At 73.9% G+C, this 16,956-nt stretch carries 16 protein-coding genes; 4 read left to right on the top strand and 12 right to left on the bottom strand.

All coding sequences use genetic code 11. The annotated features are described in order from the left end of the window. Positions 1–129: 129 nt before the first annotated feature. The gene (locus tag HL663_RS02035; RefSeq protein ID WP_286175865.1) at positions 130–5,172 is read left to right on the top strand and encodes a GH92 family glycosyl hydrolase; all 5,043 of its coding nucleotides are present in this window, start codon (positions 130–132) and stop codon (positions 5,170–5,172) included. 87 nt (positions 5,173–5,259) lie between these two features. Here HL663_RS02035 and HL663_RS02040 read toward each other — a convergent pair whose 3' ends face one another. The 5 genes from HL663_RS02040 to HL663_RS02060 all read right to left on the bottom strand — a co-directional run bounded on the left by HL663_RS02040 (position 5,260) and on the right by HL663_RS02060 (position 8,657). Beyond that, a complete protein-coding gene (locus HL663_RS02040) occupies positions 5,260–5,940 on the bottom strand; it encodes a class III extradiol ring-cleavage dioxygenase family protein (RefSeq protein ID WP_173026827.1) in 681 nt (226 codons plus the stop codon). Then, positions 5,937–6,827, bottom strand: a complete 891-nt coding sequence (gene folP, locus HL663_RS02045) for a dihydropteroate synthase (RefSeq protein WP_216842651.1) — start codon at positions 6,825–6,827, stop codon at positions 5,937–5,939. The genes HL663_RS02040 and folP overlap by 4 nt, the downstream gene beginning before the upstream one ends. Next, positions 6,824–7,777 (bottom strand): glucosyl-3-phosphoglycerate synthase, encoded by a 954-nt coding sequence (locus tag HL663_RS02050; protein ID WP_173026828.1) that lies wholly within the window; start codon positions 7,775–7,777, stop codon positions 6,824–6,826. Before HL663_RS02050 ends, folP begins: the two co-directional genes overlap by 4 nt. Beyond that, positions 7,777–8,274, bottom strand: a complete 498-nt coding sequence (locus HL663_RS02055) for a DoxX family protein (RefSeq protein ID WP_173026829.1) — start codon at positions 8,272–8,274, stop codon at positions 7,777–7,779. Before HL663_RS02055 ends, HL663_RS02050 begins: the two co-directional genes overlap by 1 nt. A 101-nt stretch (positions 8,275–8,375) precedes the next feature. Then, positions 8,376–8,657, bottom strand: a complete 282-nt coding sequence (locus HL663_RS02060; RefSeq protein ID WP_173026830.1) for a DUF427 domain-containing protein — start codon at positions 8,655–8,657, stop codon at positions 8,376–8,378. 125 nt (positions 8,658–8,782) lie between these two features. Between HL663_RS02060 and HL663_RS02065 the strand changes: the two genes are divergently transcribed. Then, complete coding sequence (locus HL663_RS02065; RefSeq protein ID WP_173026831.1) at positions 8,783–9,562, top strand: isocitrate lyase/PEP mutase family protein; 780 nt, start codon at positions 8,783–8,785, stop codon at positions 9,560–9,562. 21 nt (positions 9,563–9,583) lie between these two features. Here HL663_RS02065 and HL663_RS02070 read toward each other — a convergent pair whose 3' ends face one another. The 7 genes from HL663_RS02070 to HL663_RS02100 all read right to left on the bottom strand — a co-directional run bounded on the left by HL663_RS02070 (position 9,584) and on the right by HL663_RS02100 (position 14,495). Continuing rightward, a complete protein-coding gene (locus tag HL663_RS02070) occupies positions 9,584–9,883 on the bottom strand; it encodes a putative quinol monooxygenase (RefSeq protein WP_173026832.1) in 300 nt (99 codons plus the stop codon). Positions 9,884–10,050: 167 nt separating this feature from the next. Then, positions 10,051–10,542, bottom strand: coding sequence for a polyketide cyclase (locus HL663_RS02075; protein WP_173026833.1), 492 nt, complete (start codon positions 10,540–10,542; stop codon positions 10,051–10,053). Positions 10,543–10,640: 98 nt separating this feature from the next. Next, on the bottom strand, positions 10,641–10,970 hold the full coding sequence (locus HL663_RS02080; protein ID WP_173026834.1) for a putative quinol monooxygenase: 330 nt from the start codon (positions 10,968–10,970) through the stop codon (positions 10,641–10,643). Positions 10,971–11,075: 105 nt separating this feature from the next. Then, positions 11,076–11,582: a DUF1097 domain-containing protein gene (locus HL663_RS02085; protein WP_173026835.1), complete on the bottom strand. Its 507-nt coding sequence runs from the start codon at positions 11,580–11,582 to the stop codon at positions 11,076–11,078. A gap of 43 nt (positions 11,583–11,625) precedes the next feature. Then, positions 11,626–12,660, bottom strand: coding sequence for an NAD(P)-dependent alcohol dehydrogenase (locus HL663_RS02090; RefSeq protein WP_216842652.1), 1,035 nt, complete (start codon positions 12,658–12,660; stop codon positions 11,626–11,628). Between the two features lie 3 nt (positions 12,661–12,663). Further along, a complete protein-coding gene (locus tag HL663_RS02095) occupies positions 12,664–13,452 on the bottom strand; it encodes an iron-sulfur cluster assembly protein (RefSeq protein ID WP_173026836.1) in 789 nt (262 codons plus the stop codon). Continuing rightward, positions 13,452–14,495, bottom strand: coding sequence for an amidohydrolase family protein (locus tag HL663_RS02100; RefSeq protein ID WP_173026837.1), 1,044 nt, complete (start codon positions 14,493–14,495; stop codon positions 13,452–13,454). Before HL663_RS02100 ends, HL663_RS02095 begins: the two co-directional genes overlap by 1 nt. A gap of 162 nt (positions 14,496–14,657) precedes the next feature. Between HL663_RS02100 and HL663_RS02105 the strand changes: the two genes are divergently transcribed. Together HL663_RS02105 and HL663_RS02110 are read left to right on the top strand one after the other, a co-directional pair. Further along, positions 14,658–16,154, top strand: coding sequence for an AAA-type ATPase lid domain-containing protein (locus HL663_RS02105; RefSeq protein WP_173026838.1), 1,497 nt, complete (start codon positions 14,658–14,660; stop codon positions 16,152–16,154). A 147-nt stretch (positions 16,155–16,301) separates the two neighbouring features. Continuing rightward, a complete protein-coding gene (locus HL663_RS02110; RefSeq protein ID WP_173026839.1) occupies positions 16,302–16,949 on the top strand; it encodes an SDR family NAD(P)-dependent oxidoreductase in 648 nt (215 codons plus the stop codon). Positions 16,950–16,956 lie beyond the last annotated feature (7 nt).

The raw sequence follows: 16,956 nt of genomic DNA on the forward strand, positions 1-16,956 counted from the left end.
CGGCCACGGAGGCTCGCCGCACCGGTGGGCAGCGACGCCCCCTCGACGGCCTCACCTGCCGCGTCGTCGCCGCCCGGGACAGCCGGCACGACGCCCGCCACGGGCGAGCACGGAGGACCCATGGGTGTCATGACGAGGTTCCGCGCGGGGGCCACCGTCCTCGCGGTCGCGGCCGCCACGGTGTCGGGAGCGGTGGTGCCGAGCGCCGCCGCGCCGGCCCCGGGCGACTTCTCGACCTCCTTCGAGGAGGGCCAGCCGCAGCCGGCCGACTCCACCGTCGAGCAGGGGCCGAAGGGACCGCTCCAGCAGAACGTCACGGGGACGGCCTCGACCGACGGCAGCCTGCTCGGGCAGGTCGTCGACGTGACGGCCAGCGCCGAGAACACCCCGAACGAGGCGGCCGCCAGCTTGGCCGACGCCAACCCCGACACCAAGTGGCTGGCCTTCGAGCCCGCCGCGTGGGTCCGCTACGAGCTCGCGAGGCCGGCGACCGTCGTCAAGTGGTCGATGACCTCGGCCAACGACTCCCCCGAGCGCGACCCGAAGGACGTCACCCTCCAGGGCTCGGCCGACGGGACGACCTGGACCGACCTCGACCGCGTCACCGGCCTCGACTTCCCGGAGCGCTTCGCCACCCTCGACTTCGAGGTCGACACCCCGGCGGAGTACCGCTTCTACCGGCTCGACGTGACGGCCAACCACTCCGGTGGCCTCGTCCAGCTCGCCGACTGGGACATCAGCGACGGCTCGACCGGCCCGGGCACCGTCTCGCCGATGGTGACGCGCACCGGCCCCGGCCCGATCTCCGGCTTCAACATCAAGCCGCTCGTCGGCTGGACCGGCGTCACGGCGATGCGCTACTCGGGCGGCCACACCGCGGCCGGCCGCGGCTACGCGTGGAACCGGCTGTTCGACGTCGACGTGCCGGTCGGCCACGCGAGCCGGCTCACGTACAAGATCTTCCCCGACATGGTGAGCGGGGACCTGACCTACCCCTCGACCTACACGTCGGTCGACCTGCGGTTCACCGACGGCACCTTCCTCTCCGACCTGCGGGCCGCCGACACGCACGGCACCGAGGCGAGCCCGAGCGGCCAGGGCCGCGGCAAGATCCTCTACGCCAACCAGTGGAACGCCGTCACGGTCGAGCTCGGGCAGGTCGCCGCCGGGCGCACGGTCGACGCGATCCTCCTCGGCTACGACAACCCGACCGCGAGCGCGCAGACCCGGTTCGGCGGCTGGCTGGACGACGTCTCCATCGAGGGGCGCCCCGCCGTCGTCGACGGGCGCGACCTGACGAACTTCGTCGACGTGCGCCGCGGGACCAACGCCTCGAGCAGCTTCTCGCGGGGCAACAACCTGCCGATCAGCGCGCTGCCCAACGGGTTCACGTTCCTCACGCCGGTGACCGACGCGACGTCGCAGTCGTGGCAGTACTACTACCAGTCGGCGAACGACGAGCGGAACCGCCCTGTCCTGCAGGGCCTGGCGGTCTCGCACGAGCCCAGCCCGTGGATGGGCGACCGCAACCAGCTGTCGGTCATGCCCTCGACCGCGGCCGGCATCCCCACCGGTGACGCCGACGCGCGCGGCCTCGCCTTCGACCACGCGACGGAGGTCGCCCGCCCCGACTACTACCGAGCGGTCCTCGAGGACGGCACCGTCGCCGAGCAGACCCCCGCCGACCACGGTGGCGTCTTCCGCTTCACCTTCCCCGAGGACGCCACGACCGGGCACCTCGTCCTCGACACGGTCGACGACGACGGCGAGTTCACCGTGAAGCCCGGGACGAACACCGTCACCGGCTGGGTCGACAACGGCAGCGGCCTCTCGGCCGGCCGGAGCCGGATGTTCGTCTACGGCACGTTCTCGCAGAAGCCGACCGAGGCGGGGACGGCCCCGGACGGGCACGCGGGGACCCGGTACGCGACCTTCGACACGAGCGCCGGCCGCGCCGTGACGCTGCGGCTCGCGACGTCGTTCATCTCGCTCGACCAGGCGCGGCGCAACCACGCGCTCGAGCTCGCGGGGCTCGGCTTCGACCGCGTCCGCCAGGCCGCCAACGCCGCGTGGAACGACCGCCTCGGCGTCGTCGAGGTCGAGGGCGCCAACGCCACCGACCGCTCGACCCTCTACTCGAACCTCTACCGGCTCAACCTCTACCCCAACAGCCAGTTCGAGAACACCGGGACGGCCCGCTCGCCGAAGTACATGTACGCGAGCCCGGTCTCCCCGCAGGACGGCGAGGCCACCGCGACCCGCACGAACGCGAAGGTCGTCAAGGGCAAGATCTACGTCAACAACGGCTTCTGGGACACCTACCGCACCGTGTGGCCCGCCTACAGCCTCCTCTACCCGGAGGTCGCCGCCGAGCTCGCCGACGGCTTCGTCCAGCAGTACCGCGACGGTGGATGGGTCGCGCGCTGGTCCTCGCCGGGCTACGCCGACCTCATGACCGGCACGAGCTCCGACGTGGCGTTCGCCGACGCCTACGTCAAGGGCGTGGAGCTGCCCGACCCGCTGGCCGCCTACGACGCGGCCGTGCGCAACGCCACGGTGCTGCCGACCTCGAGCGCGGTGGGCCGCAAGGGCATCGACACCTCGACGTTCAAGGGCTACACGAGCAACGCCACGCACGAGTCGGTGTCGTGGGGGCTCGAGGGCTTCGTCAACGACTACGGCATCGGGCAGATGGCGAAGAAGCTCGCCACCGACCGCGCGACGCCGAAGGCCCGACGGGCGCAGCTGCGCGAGGAGTCGGCGTACTTCCTCGAGCGGGCGACGCACTACGTCAACAGCTTCGACCGCGAGACCGGGTTCTTCCGCGGGCGCGCACCCGACGGGGACTTCCCGGACGCGGCGTCCTTCGACCCCGAGGACTGGGGCGGTGACTTCACCGAGACCAACGGCTGGAACTTCGCCTTCCACGCCCCCCAGGACGGGGTCGGGCTGGCCAACCTCTACGGCGGCCGCGACGGTCTCGCGAAGAAGCTCGACGAGTTCTTCGCGACGCCCGAGACCGCGACCAAGCCCGGCGGCTACGGCGGGGTCATCCACGAGATGCTCGAGGCCCGCGACGTGCGGATGGGGATGCTCGGCCAGAGCAACCAGGTCTCGCACCACATCCCGTACATGTACGACTGGACCGGCCAGCAGTGGAAGACGGCCGAGAAGGTCCGCGAGATCATGCGTCGGCTCTACGTCGGCGGCGAGATCGGCCAGGGCTACCCCGGTGACGAGGACAACGGCGAGATGTCGGCCTGGTACCTGCTGTCGTCCCTCGGCATCTACCCGCTGCAGGTCGGGTCGTCCCAGTGGGCCATCGGCTCACCGAAGTTCACGAAGACGACCGTCCACCGCACGCAGGGCGACCTCGTCGTCGAGGCTCCCGGCAACTCGGAGCGCGCCATCTACGTCCAGGGCGTGACCGTGGACGGGAAGCGCCAGTCGAGCGTGTCGGTCGACCAGGCCCAGCTGAAGGGCCCGACGACCGTCCGGTTCGCGATGGGCACCCGCCCCTCCTCGTTCGGCTCGCGGCCGCAGGACCTGCCGCCGGCGCTGACGAAGGGCACGGACGCGCCGAAGCCGCTGCGCGACGCCACCGGTTCCGGGCGGGGCTCCGCCTCGGCCACCGGGCTCGCCGAGGGCAGCACCGCCAAGGCCCTGTTCGACGACACGTCGCGGACGTCCTCGACGTTCACCACCCGTCGTCCGACGGTGTCGTACTCGCTCTCCGGCCTCGGCCAGCGGGCGACCTGGTACACGCTGACCTCCGGCCCCGAGAAGGGTGACCCGACGGCCTGGCGGCTCGAGGGCTCGACGGACGGCCGGCACTGGAAGACCCTCGACCGGCGCTCCGGCGAGACCTTCCCGTGGCGGGTGCAGACCCGGCCGTTCGAGGTCGACCACCCCGGGACGTACTCGAGCTACCGGCTCGTCGTGACGGCGGCGAACGGTGCCGTCAACCTCTCGGAGGTCGAGCTCCTGACCGACGGGTCGAAGGCCGCCCGGGGTCCGCTGTCGGTCACCGCGGGCGACCCCGCCGAGACCTCCGTCGGCCGTGAGTGGTCCGGCACGGTGGCGACGTTCGCCGGCGGCCGTGGGCCGCAGGACGCGACGCCGACCGTGACGGTCGACTGGGGCGACGGCACGTCGTCCCCGGGGCGGGTCCGGGTCGGCGACCTGGGCACCTCGACGGTCACCGCGTCGCACACGTGGAGCGAGCCGGGGTTCTACCAGCCCCGGGTCACGGTGACCTCGGGCCGCGAGTCCGCGAGCGGGCTGGCCGCCGTCACCGTCCACCAGGCCGTCGTGCCCTCGTACGCGGCCGGGTTCGACCTGCGGTGCATCGGCGACGTCGGCACCGCCGTCCCGTGCGACGGCGGCCGCTCGGGCCTGGCCCGCCAGGCCCTCGCCGACGAGGGGGTCGTCCCCGGTCGCCTCCAGACCGTCCCGGGCACCGACCTGCGTTGGTCGCTGCCGGCCGTCCCGGCGGGTGAGCCCGACAGCGCGACGGGCGCCGGGCAGGTCCTCGACGTCACGCTGGCTCCCGGCGCGACGCGGATGTCGCTCATCGGCACCGCGACGCAGAAGGACCAGGACACGACGGCGACGGTGACGTTCGACGACGGGTCGAGCGTCGAGTACCCGCTGCAGTACGGCGACTGGTGCGGCTCCGCGAAGTTCGGCAACACCGTGGCCGTCGAGCTCGCCTACCGGACGAACGGCACCGGGACGGACTCGTGCCGCCTGAAGCTGTTCGCCACGGCGCCGCTCGAGGTGCCGTCCGGTCGCACCGTGAAGTCGGTGACGATGCCCGAGCAGACCGGCGACCCGCAGACGGCCGGCCGGGTGCACGTGTTCGCTGTGGCCGACGACGGTGCGCCGGTGGCCCTCGACACCGCGGGGTCGGTCAGCGCCCGCCGCGGCAGCGCGACGACGGTGCAGCTCGGCACCGTGTCGGGCGGCGTGCCCGGCGAGGCCTACACGGCCCGCGTCCAGTGGGGCGACGGCAGCGCGACCGAGGACGCGACGCTCACGACGTCGTCGGACGGCGCGGTGGGCCTCACCGGGCGGCACGCGTGGGCGGCGGCCGGCCGGTACACGGTGACGGTCCTCGCCGGCGACACCCGCTCCGACGTCGTCGGGACGCTGGTGGTCACCGTCCGCTGACCCTCACGAGCCGCGAACGTGTGTGAACCCGCCGGGGATCCCCGGCGGGTTCACACACGTTCGCGCGCAGGAGGAGGGGTGGCAGGGCTACGGGAGGGTGAGGCGGGCGACGACGTGGAGGACGCCGGACGGGTCCTCCGTGTGCAGCGCCTCGCACCGCGCGGTCCCCGACCCCGTGGCCGGCGCCCCGCCGGAGCCCTCGTCACCCGCGGGTGCGGAGCCGTCGGCGGCCGGGCGGAGGAGGGTCGCCGCGACCTGGAGCGGCGCCCGGCCGTGGACGAGCAGGTCGGCGGCGAGGTCGGCGTCGAGGGCGAGCAGCGCCTCGCCGTCCGCTGCACGCAGCGCCCCGACGAGCGCCTCGTCCAGTGCGAAGGAGCGCTCGTCGAGGTGGCCGGGGGCCTTCTCGCCACGTCGCGCGCTGCCGTCCGCGACGACGACGACGGAGGCGTCGGGATGCGTCGCCGCCAGGGACTCCCCTGCCGCGACGCAGTCGGCGACGGACGCGTCCCAGGGCACGACGACGACGTCGGCCACGTCGAGCCCGGCCAGCTCCACGAGGTGGCGCCCGACCCGCTCGCCGAGCGGCGCCCGGGTGCCGCGCTGCTCGCGGTCGGTCGCGACGACGAGGACGACGGAACCCCCACCCGGGACGGCCGAGCCGAGCGCCTCGACCGCGCAGGCGCGCAGGTCCGCAGCGGCGTCGGTGCGCCCGGTGTACTCGGGCAGCAGCATCGGTGCGCTGGGGACGACGACGAGCGCGCGGCTCATGCGAGCCCCCTCACGGTGCGGGCCGGCCGCAGGTCGCCGGCGACGACGGACACCATGTCGAGCACCTGGCGGGTCTCGACGACCTCGTGGACGCGGTAGACCTGCGCCCCGAGCCAGGCGCAGAGCGCGGTCGCGGCCAGCGTGCCGGTCAGACGCTCGCCGACGGGCAGGTCGAGGGACTCACCGACGAAGTCCTTGTTGGACAACGAGACCAGCACCGGCCAGCCGAGCGACGTCAGCTCGTCGAGCCGCCGCGTCACCTCCAGCGAGTGCCACGTGTTCTTCCCGAAGTCGTGCGCCGGGTCGATGACCACCCGCTCGCGCTCGACGCCCATCGACACCGCGCGCTCGGCCTGCCGCAGCAGCGAGGACCGGGCGTCGGCCACGACGTCGTCGTACTCGATGCGGTGCGGGCGCGTGCGGGGCGTCACCCCGCCGGTGTGCGTGCACACCAGCGCGGCCCCGAACTCGGCTGCGACGGTGGGCAGCTCGGGGTCCGCCCCACCCCAGGCGTCGTTGATGAGGTCCGCGCCGACCTCGCACACGGCCCGCGCGACCTCGCTGCGCCACGTGTCGACGCTGATGACGAGGTCGGGGTACTCGCCGCGCACACGCTCGACGAAGCCGACGACCCGGCGCTTCTCCTCGGCGGCGTCGATCTCGACCCCGGGAGCCGCCTTGATGCCCCCGATGTCGACGATGTCCGCGCCCTGGTCGGCGACCATCCGGACGCGGTCGAGGGCGGCGTCCTCGGCCCAGCTGACGCCCCTGTCGTAGAACGAGTCCGGCGTGCGGTTGACGATGGCCATGACGAGCCGGGCGGTCGCCGGGTACTCGTGCCGGCCCAGCCTCAGCACCGCTCCACGCCCCGTCTCGGGCCCGCTCATCGCACCGTCTCCGTCCTCGTGGGGTAGCCCTCGACCGAGACGGCCGGCGGCCGCTCCGCGAGGTCGACCGCGCGCGGCCGGGGCGTGAAGCCCTCGGCCGTGCGCTCGTACTGGGTCAGCGTCGCGCGCCCGTCGGTGACGCCGGCGGCCGCCTCGACCCCGCGGCGCAGGCGTGACTCGACGGCCGCGAGCACCTGGACGGCCATCGGCCCCAGGGTGTCGTGCCGGTGGTGCCGGTGGGTGCGTCGGCCGAGGTCGACCTGCGCCACGGCGTCGGCCCCGAGCAGGGCGGCGGTGTCGACGAGCGCGGCGATCTCGACCCCGTAGCCGACCGGCACCGAGAAGCGCTCGAACGCGCTGCGGCGCACGGCCCACTCGCCGGCGAGCGGCTGCACGAGGCCGGCGAGGTCGGGGTGGTGCAACGCCAGCAGCGGGCGGGCGACGAGCTCGGTGACCCGGCCGCCGGTCTCGGCCTCGTGGCCGTCGGCGTCGAGCAGCGGCCGGTCGTAGACCGCCTTGACCAGGGCCACACCGGGGTCGGTGAGCAGCGGCCCGAGCAGCCCGGTGACGAAGTGCGTCCCCCACTCGATGAGGTCGGCGTCGAGGAACACGAGCACGTCACCACCGGTGACGTGCAACGACTTCCACAGCGCCTCGCCCTTGCCGCGAGCGTGCCCCAGCTGCGGCAGCACGTCGGCCGCCGCGAACACCGTGGCCCCCGCGGCCCGAGCGACCTCGGCCGTGCGGTCGGTGGAGTCGGAGTCGATGACGACGAGCTCGTCGACGAGCGGGACGCCCTCGACCCACGCGCGGCGCACCCCCGCCACGACGTCACCGACGGTCGCCTCCTCGTTGCGCGCGGGGACGACGACCGTGACGGTCGTGCTCCCCTTCGCGGCGAGCAGGTCGGAGACGGACGGCCCGGGGCCGCTGACGGTGCGGACCGGCATCAGGCCCCACCGGGGGTCGGGCGGCGGAAGACGGCGAGCAACCCACCGGCAGCGAGGAGGCCCCCGGCTGCCGCGGCCAGCCCCCACCACGCACCGGCGAGGTCCAGCCCCGCCGCGGCGTCGACGGACCAGCCACCGGGACCGACGACCGCGAGCGCGACGGCAGCCATCGCGACGAGGAGCACGTACTCCCAGCCGCCCTTGAAGACGAAGTACCCCTTGCCCCGGTGGTCGGTCAGGGCGGCGACGGCCATCAGCCCGACGAACGCCATCGACGCGAGACCGGTCAGCAGGCCGAGGGTCACGAGGACGCCGGCGACGATCTCCGTGCCGGCGGCGAGGCGGGCGTGCAGCCATCCCGGCCGCAGGCCGAGCGACTCGAACCAGCCGGCCGTGCCCGACAGACCGCCACCGCCCCACACCTTGTTGGCACCGTGGAGGACGAGCATGGGCCCGAGGGCGAGCCGCAGCACGAGCATCCCGAGGTCGAGGTCCATCCGGCTCCCGTCAGTCGCCCCGCCGCGCGGCGGGGTGGCCCGGCGAGCCCGGGCCGCGGCCCGGTCGGGCCGTCATCACTCTAGGTCTCGGTCCGGGCCGCTCAGGCGGTGACCTCGACGCCCTTCCAGAAGGCGTAGCGGCCGGTGATCTCGCGGGCGGCGTCCTTCGGCTCGGGGTAGTACCAGGCGGCGTCGGCGTTGACCGTGCCGTCGACCTCGATGCTCCGGTAGCTCGCCGTGCCCTTCCACGGGCAGACCGTCGTCGTGGCGGAGGGGCGCAGCAGCTCCTCGCGCACGGACTCGGCGGGGAAGTAGTGGTTGCCCTCGACGACGACGGTGTCGTCGCTCTCGGCGACGACGGTCCCGTTCCAGATGGCCTTCATGTCCGCTCCTTCGCGTGGTCTGCTGCCCGGGTGCTCCCGGTCACCGGCGCAACACCCGCGGCGCGGACCCTCTTCCCGGGTCCCGACGGGTTGTCGAAGGCTGTGCGGCGGGTGAGGATGAGCCGGTGACCGACACCGCCGCCCGCGCCACCCACCTGCTCGAGCTGCACCGCGCCCCGGAGCTGCTCACCGTCGTCAACGTCTGGGACGTCGTCTCGACCACCGTCGTCGCCGGTGTGCCGGGTACGCGGGCCGTCGCGACCGCCTCGCACTCGATCGCCGCGATGCTCGGCTACGAGGACGGCGAGAACATCCCGGTCGACGAGATGCTCGCCGCGGTCGAGCGCATCGTCCGCGCCACCGACCTGCCCGTCACGGCCGACCTGGAGTCCGGCTACGGCGACCCGGCCGGCACCGTCCGCCGGGCCGTCGACCTCGGCGTCGTCGGGGCCAACCTCGAGGACGGGATGCGCCCGCTCGCCGACTCCGTCCGGGCCGTCGAGGCCGCGATGGGGGCCGCCCGCGACGCCGGCGTCCCGGACTTCTGCCTCAACGCCCGCACCGACGCGTTCGTCAAGGCCGAGGGCCGCAGCCCGCAGGAGTGCCTCGACGTGGCCATCGAGCGCGGGCGGGCCTACCTCGAGGCCGGCGCCCCGCTGGTCTTCGTCCCCCGCGCCAGCGAGCGCGCGCACGTCGAGGCGCTCGTCGAGGCCTTCGGCCCGCAGCGCCTGACGCTCATCGGCATCCCCGGCACGTTGCCGCTGGCCGAGCTCGAGCAGCTCGGGGTCGCCCGCGTCTCGTACGGGCCGTGGTCGCAGCGGGTGGCGCTCACCGCGCTGCAGCAGCTCGTCGAGGGCGTCCACGACGGACGCGGGCTCCCCGAGGGCACCCGTCCCCTCAACTGAGGGACGGGTGCGCGCCGGCGGTCAGCCGGCGTCGACCGGCACGAGCGGGTGGATGGCGATGTCGCCGGCCAGCGCCCCGTCGGCCGCGCCGAGCGCCGCCGCGATGTGCGGCGAGGCCATGTGCGCGTCGAGCGCCTCCTGGCCGGTCCAGCGCTCGACCGTGACGAAGACGCCCGGGGCGGCGGCCGACTCGTAGAGGTCGTAGGCGAGGCAGCCCTCCTCCTGACGGGTGGCCTCGACGAGCGTGCGCAGGGCCGCGCGCAGCGGCTCGACGTGCTCGGGCGCAACGGGGATGGTGGCGACGACGTGCAGCTCGGCCATGGGGGACTCCGTCTCTCGGGGGGAGCCCAGCGTAGGGCGGCGGCGGGCGCCGGTGGCCCGCGCGCGCAGCCCTCCGTGCCGCCACGCCCACCGGGAACCTCCCGCGGCGCCGCGCAGCACGCGGGAGGCGTGGGAGCATCCCGGCGCCGGCCGCCGGGCCCCCCGGGTCAGGACTCGGCGAGGGCCTTCCAGGTGAGCAGCTGGCGGCGCGCCATCACGAGGTCGCCCACCGCGACGAGCGGCGCCACCGCCCGGCCGCGCGCCATGACGAGCTTGAGCAGGAGCCGGGTCGCGTCCTCGCCTCGCGGCTCGAGGCGGTAGCTCATGACGGCCCCGAGGATGCGTCCGGTCAGCTCGCGCCCGGGGGCCACGGCCACGACGCGCCCGACCGGGCGGCCGGCGCTGCTCGTGAACGGGTCGCCGACGGCGAGCGGCGGCAGGTCGAGCAGCTCGCGCGGCGAGGGGCGGCCGAGGTTGTCGACCCAGTCGTAGGAGTAGGGCGCGACCCGCAGCTGCGCCACCCAGGGCCACACCCGCTCGGGCGGCGCGTCCACCGTCACGCCCCGCCACGCCTGCAGCGCCGGCCGCGGCACGATCGCGTCGCACCCGTAGCGCAGCGCGACCTCGTCGTCCGTCACACCCCAGCGGTCACCGATCACGGGTCCATCCTCGCGGACGGAGCGGACCGGCGGACGACGAGGGCGCCGGCCTCCCGGAGGGGTGGGAGACCGGCGCCCGAGGTCGACGGGGCAGGGGGTCAGCCGCGGGGCTGGATCTCGCCCATCGGGCCGAAGCCGTCGACCTCCTCGGCGTCCACGTAGATGATCTGCGGCTGCGCCGAGACGATGTCCGGCATCTCGGCCATGAAGCGCTCGACGTGCGGCTGGCGCATGTGCTCGCCACCCGCCTCGGCGTCGCGGAAGCCCTCGATGCAGACGAAGGTGCGGGGCTCGTGGACGCTCTCGGAGAACTCGAAGAACACGTTGCCCGGCTCGGCGGTCACGTGCTCGACGTAGTACTGCGACAGCTCCTTCCACTCCTCGAGCCTGTCCTCGCGGATGGGGAACTTCACGGTGATGAGGATCAAGGGAGTCTCCTTCTGCCGGGGGTCGGTACCCGCCCCACGGTAGGTGGGCGGTGGTGGTGGGCGCCCACCCGGCCCGCTCTGGCGCGGGCCGGGCGGGCGACCGGGTCAGGCCGCCGCGGGAGCGGCGGGCGGCTCGGCGGCCGGCGGCTGGGAGGCCGTCGGGCGTCCGTCGACGAGCGACTGGATGCGGGCTCCGGCGACCGCCGAGGCCCACCCGAGGACGGCCCCGACGACGATGGCCACGACGGTCGACCAGAACGACGCGGCGTTGCCGAAGTACGACGCCGCCCCGAAGAACGCGCCGGGGATGAACGACAGGACGAACCATCCGGCCTGCAGGCACATCGCGGCGGCGATGACGGCGACCGCGACCGCGAGCGCGCCCGGGAAGGTGGCGACGCCGGCGAACCAGACGGCCAGCCAGCCGTACACGACGCCGGACAGCGCCGAGGCGAGGATGCGGACGAACCCGTCCCGGGTGCCGCCGGCGGCGTAGAAGCCGGCCCACACGATGAACGCGATCCAGGTGACCAGGCCCAGCTCGGTGCTGACCTGGGTCCACACGCCCGCGAGGACGCCGATCGAGACGGCGACTCCGATGTAGCTCTTCACGACGGACTCCTTCGTCCGAGAGGTGAGGTGGGGTCGCGCCCGGTCAGGGCACGAGGATGGCGCGCCCGCGGACGGCGCCGTTGTCGAGGTCGGTGACGGCCTGCTGGAAGTCGTCGAGGGCGTACTTCTGGGTGTGCAGCGTGACGAGCCCCTTGGCCGCGAGCGCCATGAGGTCCTGCAGGTCGTTGTACGAGCCGACGAGGTTGCCGATGACGTTCTTCTCGCTCGAGACGAGGTCGATCGTCGGGACGTCGACGTTCTCGCCGTAGCCGACGACGTGGTAGTCGCCCGCCTGCCGGGTCATCGCGAGACCCTCGGCCGTCGAGCCGTTCTCGCCGACGAAGTCGACGACGACCTCGGCGCCGGCACCGCCGGTGAGGTCGAGCACCGCCCCGACGTGGTTCCCGTCGGCCGCGACGCCCTCGTCGGCGCCGATGGAGCGGGCGAGGTCGAGGGCCGCGGGGATGCGGTCGACGACGACGATGCGCGCCGGGGTCAGTGCCTTGAGGACCTGGATCCCGATGTGCCCCAGGCCCCCTGCGCCGATGACGACGCAGGTGTCGCGCGGCGTGAGCCGACGGGCCGCCTTGGCCGCCGCGTGGTACGCGGTGAGGCCGGCGTCGGCGAGGGCCGCGACGTCGGCCGGCTCGAGCGAGTCGTCGATGCGCACGCAGGAGCGCGCCGACGTCAGCAGGTACTCGGCGTACCCGCCGTTCGTGTCGATGCCGGGGAAGGCGCTGTTCTCGCAGTGCACGTCGTCGCCCGAGCGGCACGCACGGCACAGGCCGCAGGTGACGAGCGGGTGGAGGATGACCTTGTCGCCCTCCTTGACGTTGGTGACGGCCGAGCCGACGGCGTGCACCCACCCGGCGTTCTCGTGGCCGATGGTGTACGGCAGGGCGACCTGGGACTTCTCGGCCCACTGCCCCTCGAGGATGTGCAGGTCGGTGCGGCACACGCCGGCCCCACCGATCCGGACGACGACGTCCCACGGCCCGGAGGCCTCGGGGATCGCCTTCTCCGTCATCTCGAGCTTCTCGTGGTAGCCGACCACCTGGACGGCGCGCATGGTGCTCATGGGTCAGGACTCCTTGGGGGTGACGGGGGTCAGGGTCAGCAGGTGGTGGTGGTCGGCGGGCTCGGCGCCCTCGGGCCGGGGCGCCTGGTCGGCGCCCGAGCCGTCGTAGCGCGTGCGCAGCAGGCCGCGGCAGAAGTGCGCGTTGCCGTCGATGCTGATGCGGGTCGAGCGCGCGCGGCGCAGGAACATCGCCGTGTCGTCGGCCGCGGGCGGCCGGCCCTCGTGGTCGACGAGCACCGGGGCGTCGCCGTCGCCAGGCAGGCCGAGCGCCGTCCGCCGGGAGAGCAGCGCGTCGCGCTCCCGTCCGGCCGGCAGGTCGCGCAGGCGCACCGAGCGCAGCCCGTCCTCCGCGAGGGAGGAGTCGGCCCGCAGCAGCGCGGTGAGGCAGCGCTCCATCGCGGCGGTGTGGGCCTTGCGGCGGAAGGTCGCCCGCAGCTCCTCGAGGTCCTTCTCGGCCTCGTGCCCGAACGTGCCCCGGTACCCCGCGTCGGCCGCGAGGCCACGGTTGATGAGGTCGGAGTCGTGGTGGTCGTCGAGCTCGACGACCACCCGCCCGACCCCCTCGATGCCGGTCAGGGCTTCCTTGCTGTCCGAGGCCATGAGGTAGGCGAAGTTCGGCGAGCAGAACGACGTCGGCAGGCGCAGGTGCACCGTGACGTCGCCCCCGTCGACCTCGACGGAGCGGACGAACCCGAGGTCGGTGATGGGCTCGTCGAGCTCGGGGTCGAGGACGACCGAGAGCGCGTCACGGACGTCGCCGTCCGTGAGCTCCCGGGTGGCGAGGGCGGTCATCAGACGGTCGCCAGGTCGGCGGCCTCGGGGTCGCGCGGACCGGTCTCGGTCGCGTCGGCCTCGGGCAGGCGCAGCTCGGCCGGCACCTCGATGCCGTACATCGTGGCGGCGTTGAGGCCGAGGATCTTCTTCTTCTGCGCCGTCGTCACCGGGGCGTACTCGGTCATGTCCTCGGGGATCTGGAAGTCGACGAACTTCTCGACGAGCCAGCGCGGCGTCCAGATGGCGTAGTCGCTCGAGAAGAAGATCCGGTCCTCGCCGATCCAGTAGAGGAGCTCGCCGAGGATCTGCGCGAAGTAGCGGGGCCGGGTGTGCATGAAGGGCATCGCGACGGCGAGGCCGCCGTAGACGTTCGGCTCCTGGGTGGCGATCCAGCAGAAGTCCTCGAGCCGCGGCAGGCCGACGTGCTCGACGATGAAGTTGAGGTCGGTGAAGTCGGTCGCCACGTGGTCGATGTCGGCCACGTCGAAGGCGTCGCGGTCCAGCGGCCGGATGGTCGGGCCCTTGTGGATGTGGATGTTCGTGACGCCGAGCTCGCGGCAGGCCTCGAGGTAGCGGTAGGCCCACGGGTCGGTGAGCTTCCAGCCGCGCGACTCGCCGTGCCACTCGGCCGTGTAGAGCTTGACGCCGGTGAACCCCATCTTCTCGTGGTCGGCGCGCAGCTGCTCGAGGCCCTGCTCGCCGTTGCGGGGGTCCCAGTTGTGGTTGTACGTCAGCCGGTCGGGGTTGGCCGCGGCGAGCTGGTACGCCTCCTCGGTCTGGCCGAAACCGTTGCGGTAGAACTCGGTCAGCGCCGCCGGCTGGAAGATGGCGTGGTCGACGTGCCCGTCCTCGAAGATGTCCTTCATGAGGCGCTGACCGCCCTGGTAGAGGTACTCGTCGTACGTCCACACCTCGCTCTCCGGCGAGAGGTTGCGGTGGTAGTCGTAGAAGCAGTCGATGAACTGCTTGCCGTGGAGGTTGCGCAGGTTCTCGGCCCGAGCGTCCCAGAGCGCGATGTGCGCGTCGACGATGAAGTAGCTCTCGCCGTCCTTGGTGTACATCCCCGATGTCTCCGTTCCCCACGACCTCGTCGTCGTGGACAGCCCCGACGCTAGGTCGGCCCCGGAGGCGTTCCCAGACCCCTCGTGTCCCACTTTGGGACACGGAGCACTGGCCGGGCGGCGCGCCCCGGGTTACCGTCGGCAGGTCGGAAGGAGTCGGCGATGGGGCCGAGCGGCGGGGCACCACTCCCGGAGCGGGCCTCCGCGCCCTTCGGCGTCCGGGGCCCGGCCGTCGACCACCGGTTGATGGCCTCGTGGCGACGCAGCGAGGAGTACGGCGTCTCGCTCGAGTCGGTCGAGCCGGTGTGGGTCGGCCCGGTCGTCGACGGGTCCCTCTTCGCCGAGTGCGGCGGCGCCGTCCTCACCGACCTGCACCGCACGCTCGCCAACGAGCCCCTCTCGCTCATGCTGACCGACCCCGACGGCCTGGTCCTCAACCGGTTCTCCGGCGACACCTCCCTGCTGCGGGCCCTCGACGCGGTGCACCTCGCGCCGGGGTTCGCCTTCTCCGAGCGCGAGGCCGGCACCAACGGCCTCGGCCTCGCGCTCGCCGACCGCACCGCCTCGCTCGTGCGGGCCGAGGAGCACTACAGCGCGAGCCTGTGCACCTACACGTGCGCCGCCGTGCCCGTGCTCGACCCGCTGACCGGCCGGCTCGAGGGCAGCGTCAACATCACGACCTGGGCGCGCTCGTCGGCCGACCTGCTGCTGGCGCTCGCGCAGTCGGCCGCGAGCACGACGAGCGCCATGATGCTCGCCCGCTCGCGGGGCCGCGCGCCGCGCACCCCACCGAAGGGCGGCGTCTTCCGGGTGCAGCGCGGCCGCCTCGAGCCGGGGGCCGGCACCCTGCGCAGCGTGTCCGGGCCGTGGGTGCGTGCCCTGGAGGAGGCGACCGCGGGGCTGGCCACCGGGCAGGTCGTGGCGGCGGTCGGCGAACCCGGATCGGGGCGCGCGACCCTCCTCGCCCAGGCCCTGCGGCGCGCCCACCCGCACCACCGCATCCTCAGCGCGGCCGCGCCGGCCCCGGACGACGTCGAGACCTGGCTCTCGCTGTGGACCCCGGAGCTGACCAAGCCCGACACCGCCGTCGTCGTCGAGAACGTCGACACGCTGCCGGCGTGGGCCGCCGCCGAGCTGCACCGTCGGGCCGTCGACGCCCTGCGCTCCTCCCCCTCCGGCGAACCCTCCGACCTCGCGTGGGGCGTCACGACCGAGTCGCTGGAGGCCGTGCCGGCGCCGCTGTCCGGGCTCGTCGCCTCCGTCGTCCGCGTCGCCCCGCTGCGCGAGCGGCCCGACGACGTCATGCCGCTCGCGCGCTACGTCGGCCACCAGACGCGGATGCGCGAGGTCGACTTCACGCCGGCCGCCGAGCGGGTGCTGACGACGTACGCCTGGCCGGGCAACGTCGACGAGCTCGTCCGGGTCGTGCACGCGGCCGCGACGCGCGCCGGGACCGTCGACGTGCGCCACCTCCCGGGCGAGCTGACGGCGACCCGCCGCCACCGGCTCTCGCGGCTGGAGTCGATCGAGCGCGACGAGATCGTCCGCACGCTCACCGCACCGGGGGTCACGGTCAAGCAGGCGGCGACGGAGCTCGGGATGAGCCGCTCGACGCTCTACCGCAAGATCAGCCACTACGGCCTCGACGACCTGCGCTGAGACAACGCTGGGGACGTCATCCCTCGTTCCGTCGCCCCGCGGCCGCCGCCTTGTCATGATGACCCGGGACGCCGAGCAGGCGGTGGTCCCGGAAGGAGCATCGTGCCCAGGGTCGTGGCCATCACCGGAGCGTGTTCCGAGACAGCGGTGGAGGCGGCTGCGCGCTTCGCCGGGCGCGGCGACAAGGTCGCCCTCCTCTCCCGCACGCCGATCGCCGTCGACGAGCTGGTCACGGCGCTGCGCCGCAGCGGCGCCCACGCGATGGGCGTCGTCGTCGACACGTCCGACCCGGACGCCGTCGAGTCGGCCGTCGCGCGGGTCGAGGTCGAGCTCGGCCCGGTGGACGTCTGGGTCAACACCGCCGACGACCCACCGGAGCGCACCTTCCGCGACCACGAACCGCGCGAGTTCCGCGCGATCACCGAGCAGCTCTACCTCGGGCACGTCCACGCGACGATGACCGTCCTCGAGCGGATGCGCGAGCGCGGCAGCGGCACCATCGTCCACGTCGCGACCGCCGCGGCCCGGCGCGGTCGCGCCGGCCAGTCGGCGCGCTCCGGGGCCGAGGCCGCGCTGCGCGGCTTCCACGAGTCGGTGTCGGCGGAGCTGCGCGTCGAGGGCAGCCCGGTCCGGCTGGCGCTCGTCGAGCGCGGCGAGCGCGAGACCACGGCCTCCGCCGCGGCCGCCGTCCTGCGGGCGGCCGGCCCCTCGCCGCGCGCCCGGACGACGCTCGCGGGAGCGCTCGCCGCGACGGCCACGGCGGCGTTGCTCGCCGTCCGCCGGCGCCGCCGCTGACCCCACC

The sequence above is a fragment of the Arthrobacter sp. NEB 688 genome, assembly GCF_013201035.1.
GTDB lineage: Bacteria > Actinomycetota > Actinomycetes > Actinomycetales > Dermatophilaceae > Phycicoccus.

Bases quoted from the DNA above. Each gene is read 5' to 3' on its own strand.
- folP (WP_216842651.1), bottom strand. From the start codon at position 6,827: ATGAGCGGGCCCGAGACGGGGCGTGGAGCGGTGCTGAGGCTGGGCCGG.
- HL663_RS02090 (WP_216842652.1), bottom strand. From the start codon at position 12,660: ATGAGCACCATGCGCGCCGTCCAGGTGGTCGGCTACCACGAGAAGCTC.
- HL663_RS02035 (WP_286175865.1), top strand. From the start codon at position 130: ATGACGAGGTTCCGCGCGGGGGCCACCGTCCTCGCGGTCGCGGCCGCC.
- HL663_RS02060 (WP_173026830.1), bottom strand. From the start codon at position 8,657: ATGAAGGCCATCTGGAACGGGACCGTCGTCGCCGAGAGCGACGACACC.
- HL663_RS02070 (WP_173026832.1), bottom strand. From the start codon at position 9,883: ATGGCCGAGCTGCACGTCGTCGCCACCATCCCCGTTGCGCCCGAGCAC.
- HL663_RS02050 (WP_173026828.1), bottom strand. From the start codon at position 7,777: ATGCCGGTCCGCACCGTCAGCGGCCCCGGGCCGTCCGTCTCCGACCTG.
- HL663_RS02095 (WP_173026836.1), bottom strand. From the start codon at position 13,452: ATGACCGCCCTCGCCACCCGGGAGCTCACGGACGGCGACGTCCGTGAC.
- HL663_RS02100 (WP_173026837.1), bottom strand. From the start codon at position 14,495: ATGTACACCAAGGACGGCGAGAGCTACTTCATCGTCGACGCGCACATC.
- HL663_RS02040 (WP_173026827.1), bottom strand. From the start codon at position 5,940: ATGAGCCGCGCGCTCGTCGTCGTCCCCAGCGCACCGATGCTGCTGCCC.
- HL663_RS02105 (WP_173026838.1), top strand. From the start codon at position 14,658: ATGGGGCCGAGCGGCGGGGCACCACTCCCGGAGCGGGCCTCCGCGCCC.
- HL663_RS02055 (WP_173026829.1), bottom strand. From the start codon at position 8,274: ATGGACCTCGACCTCGGGATGCTCGTGCTGCGGCTCGCCCTCGGGCCC.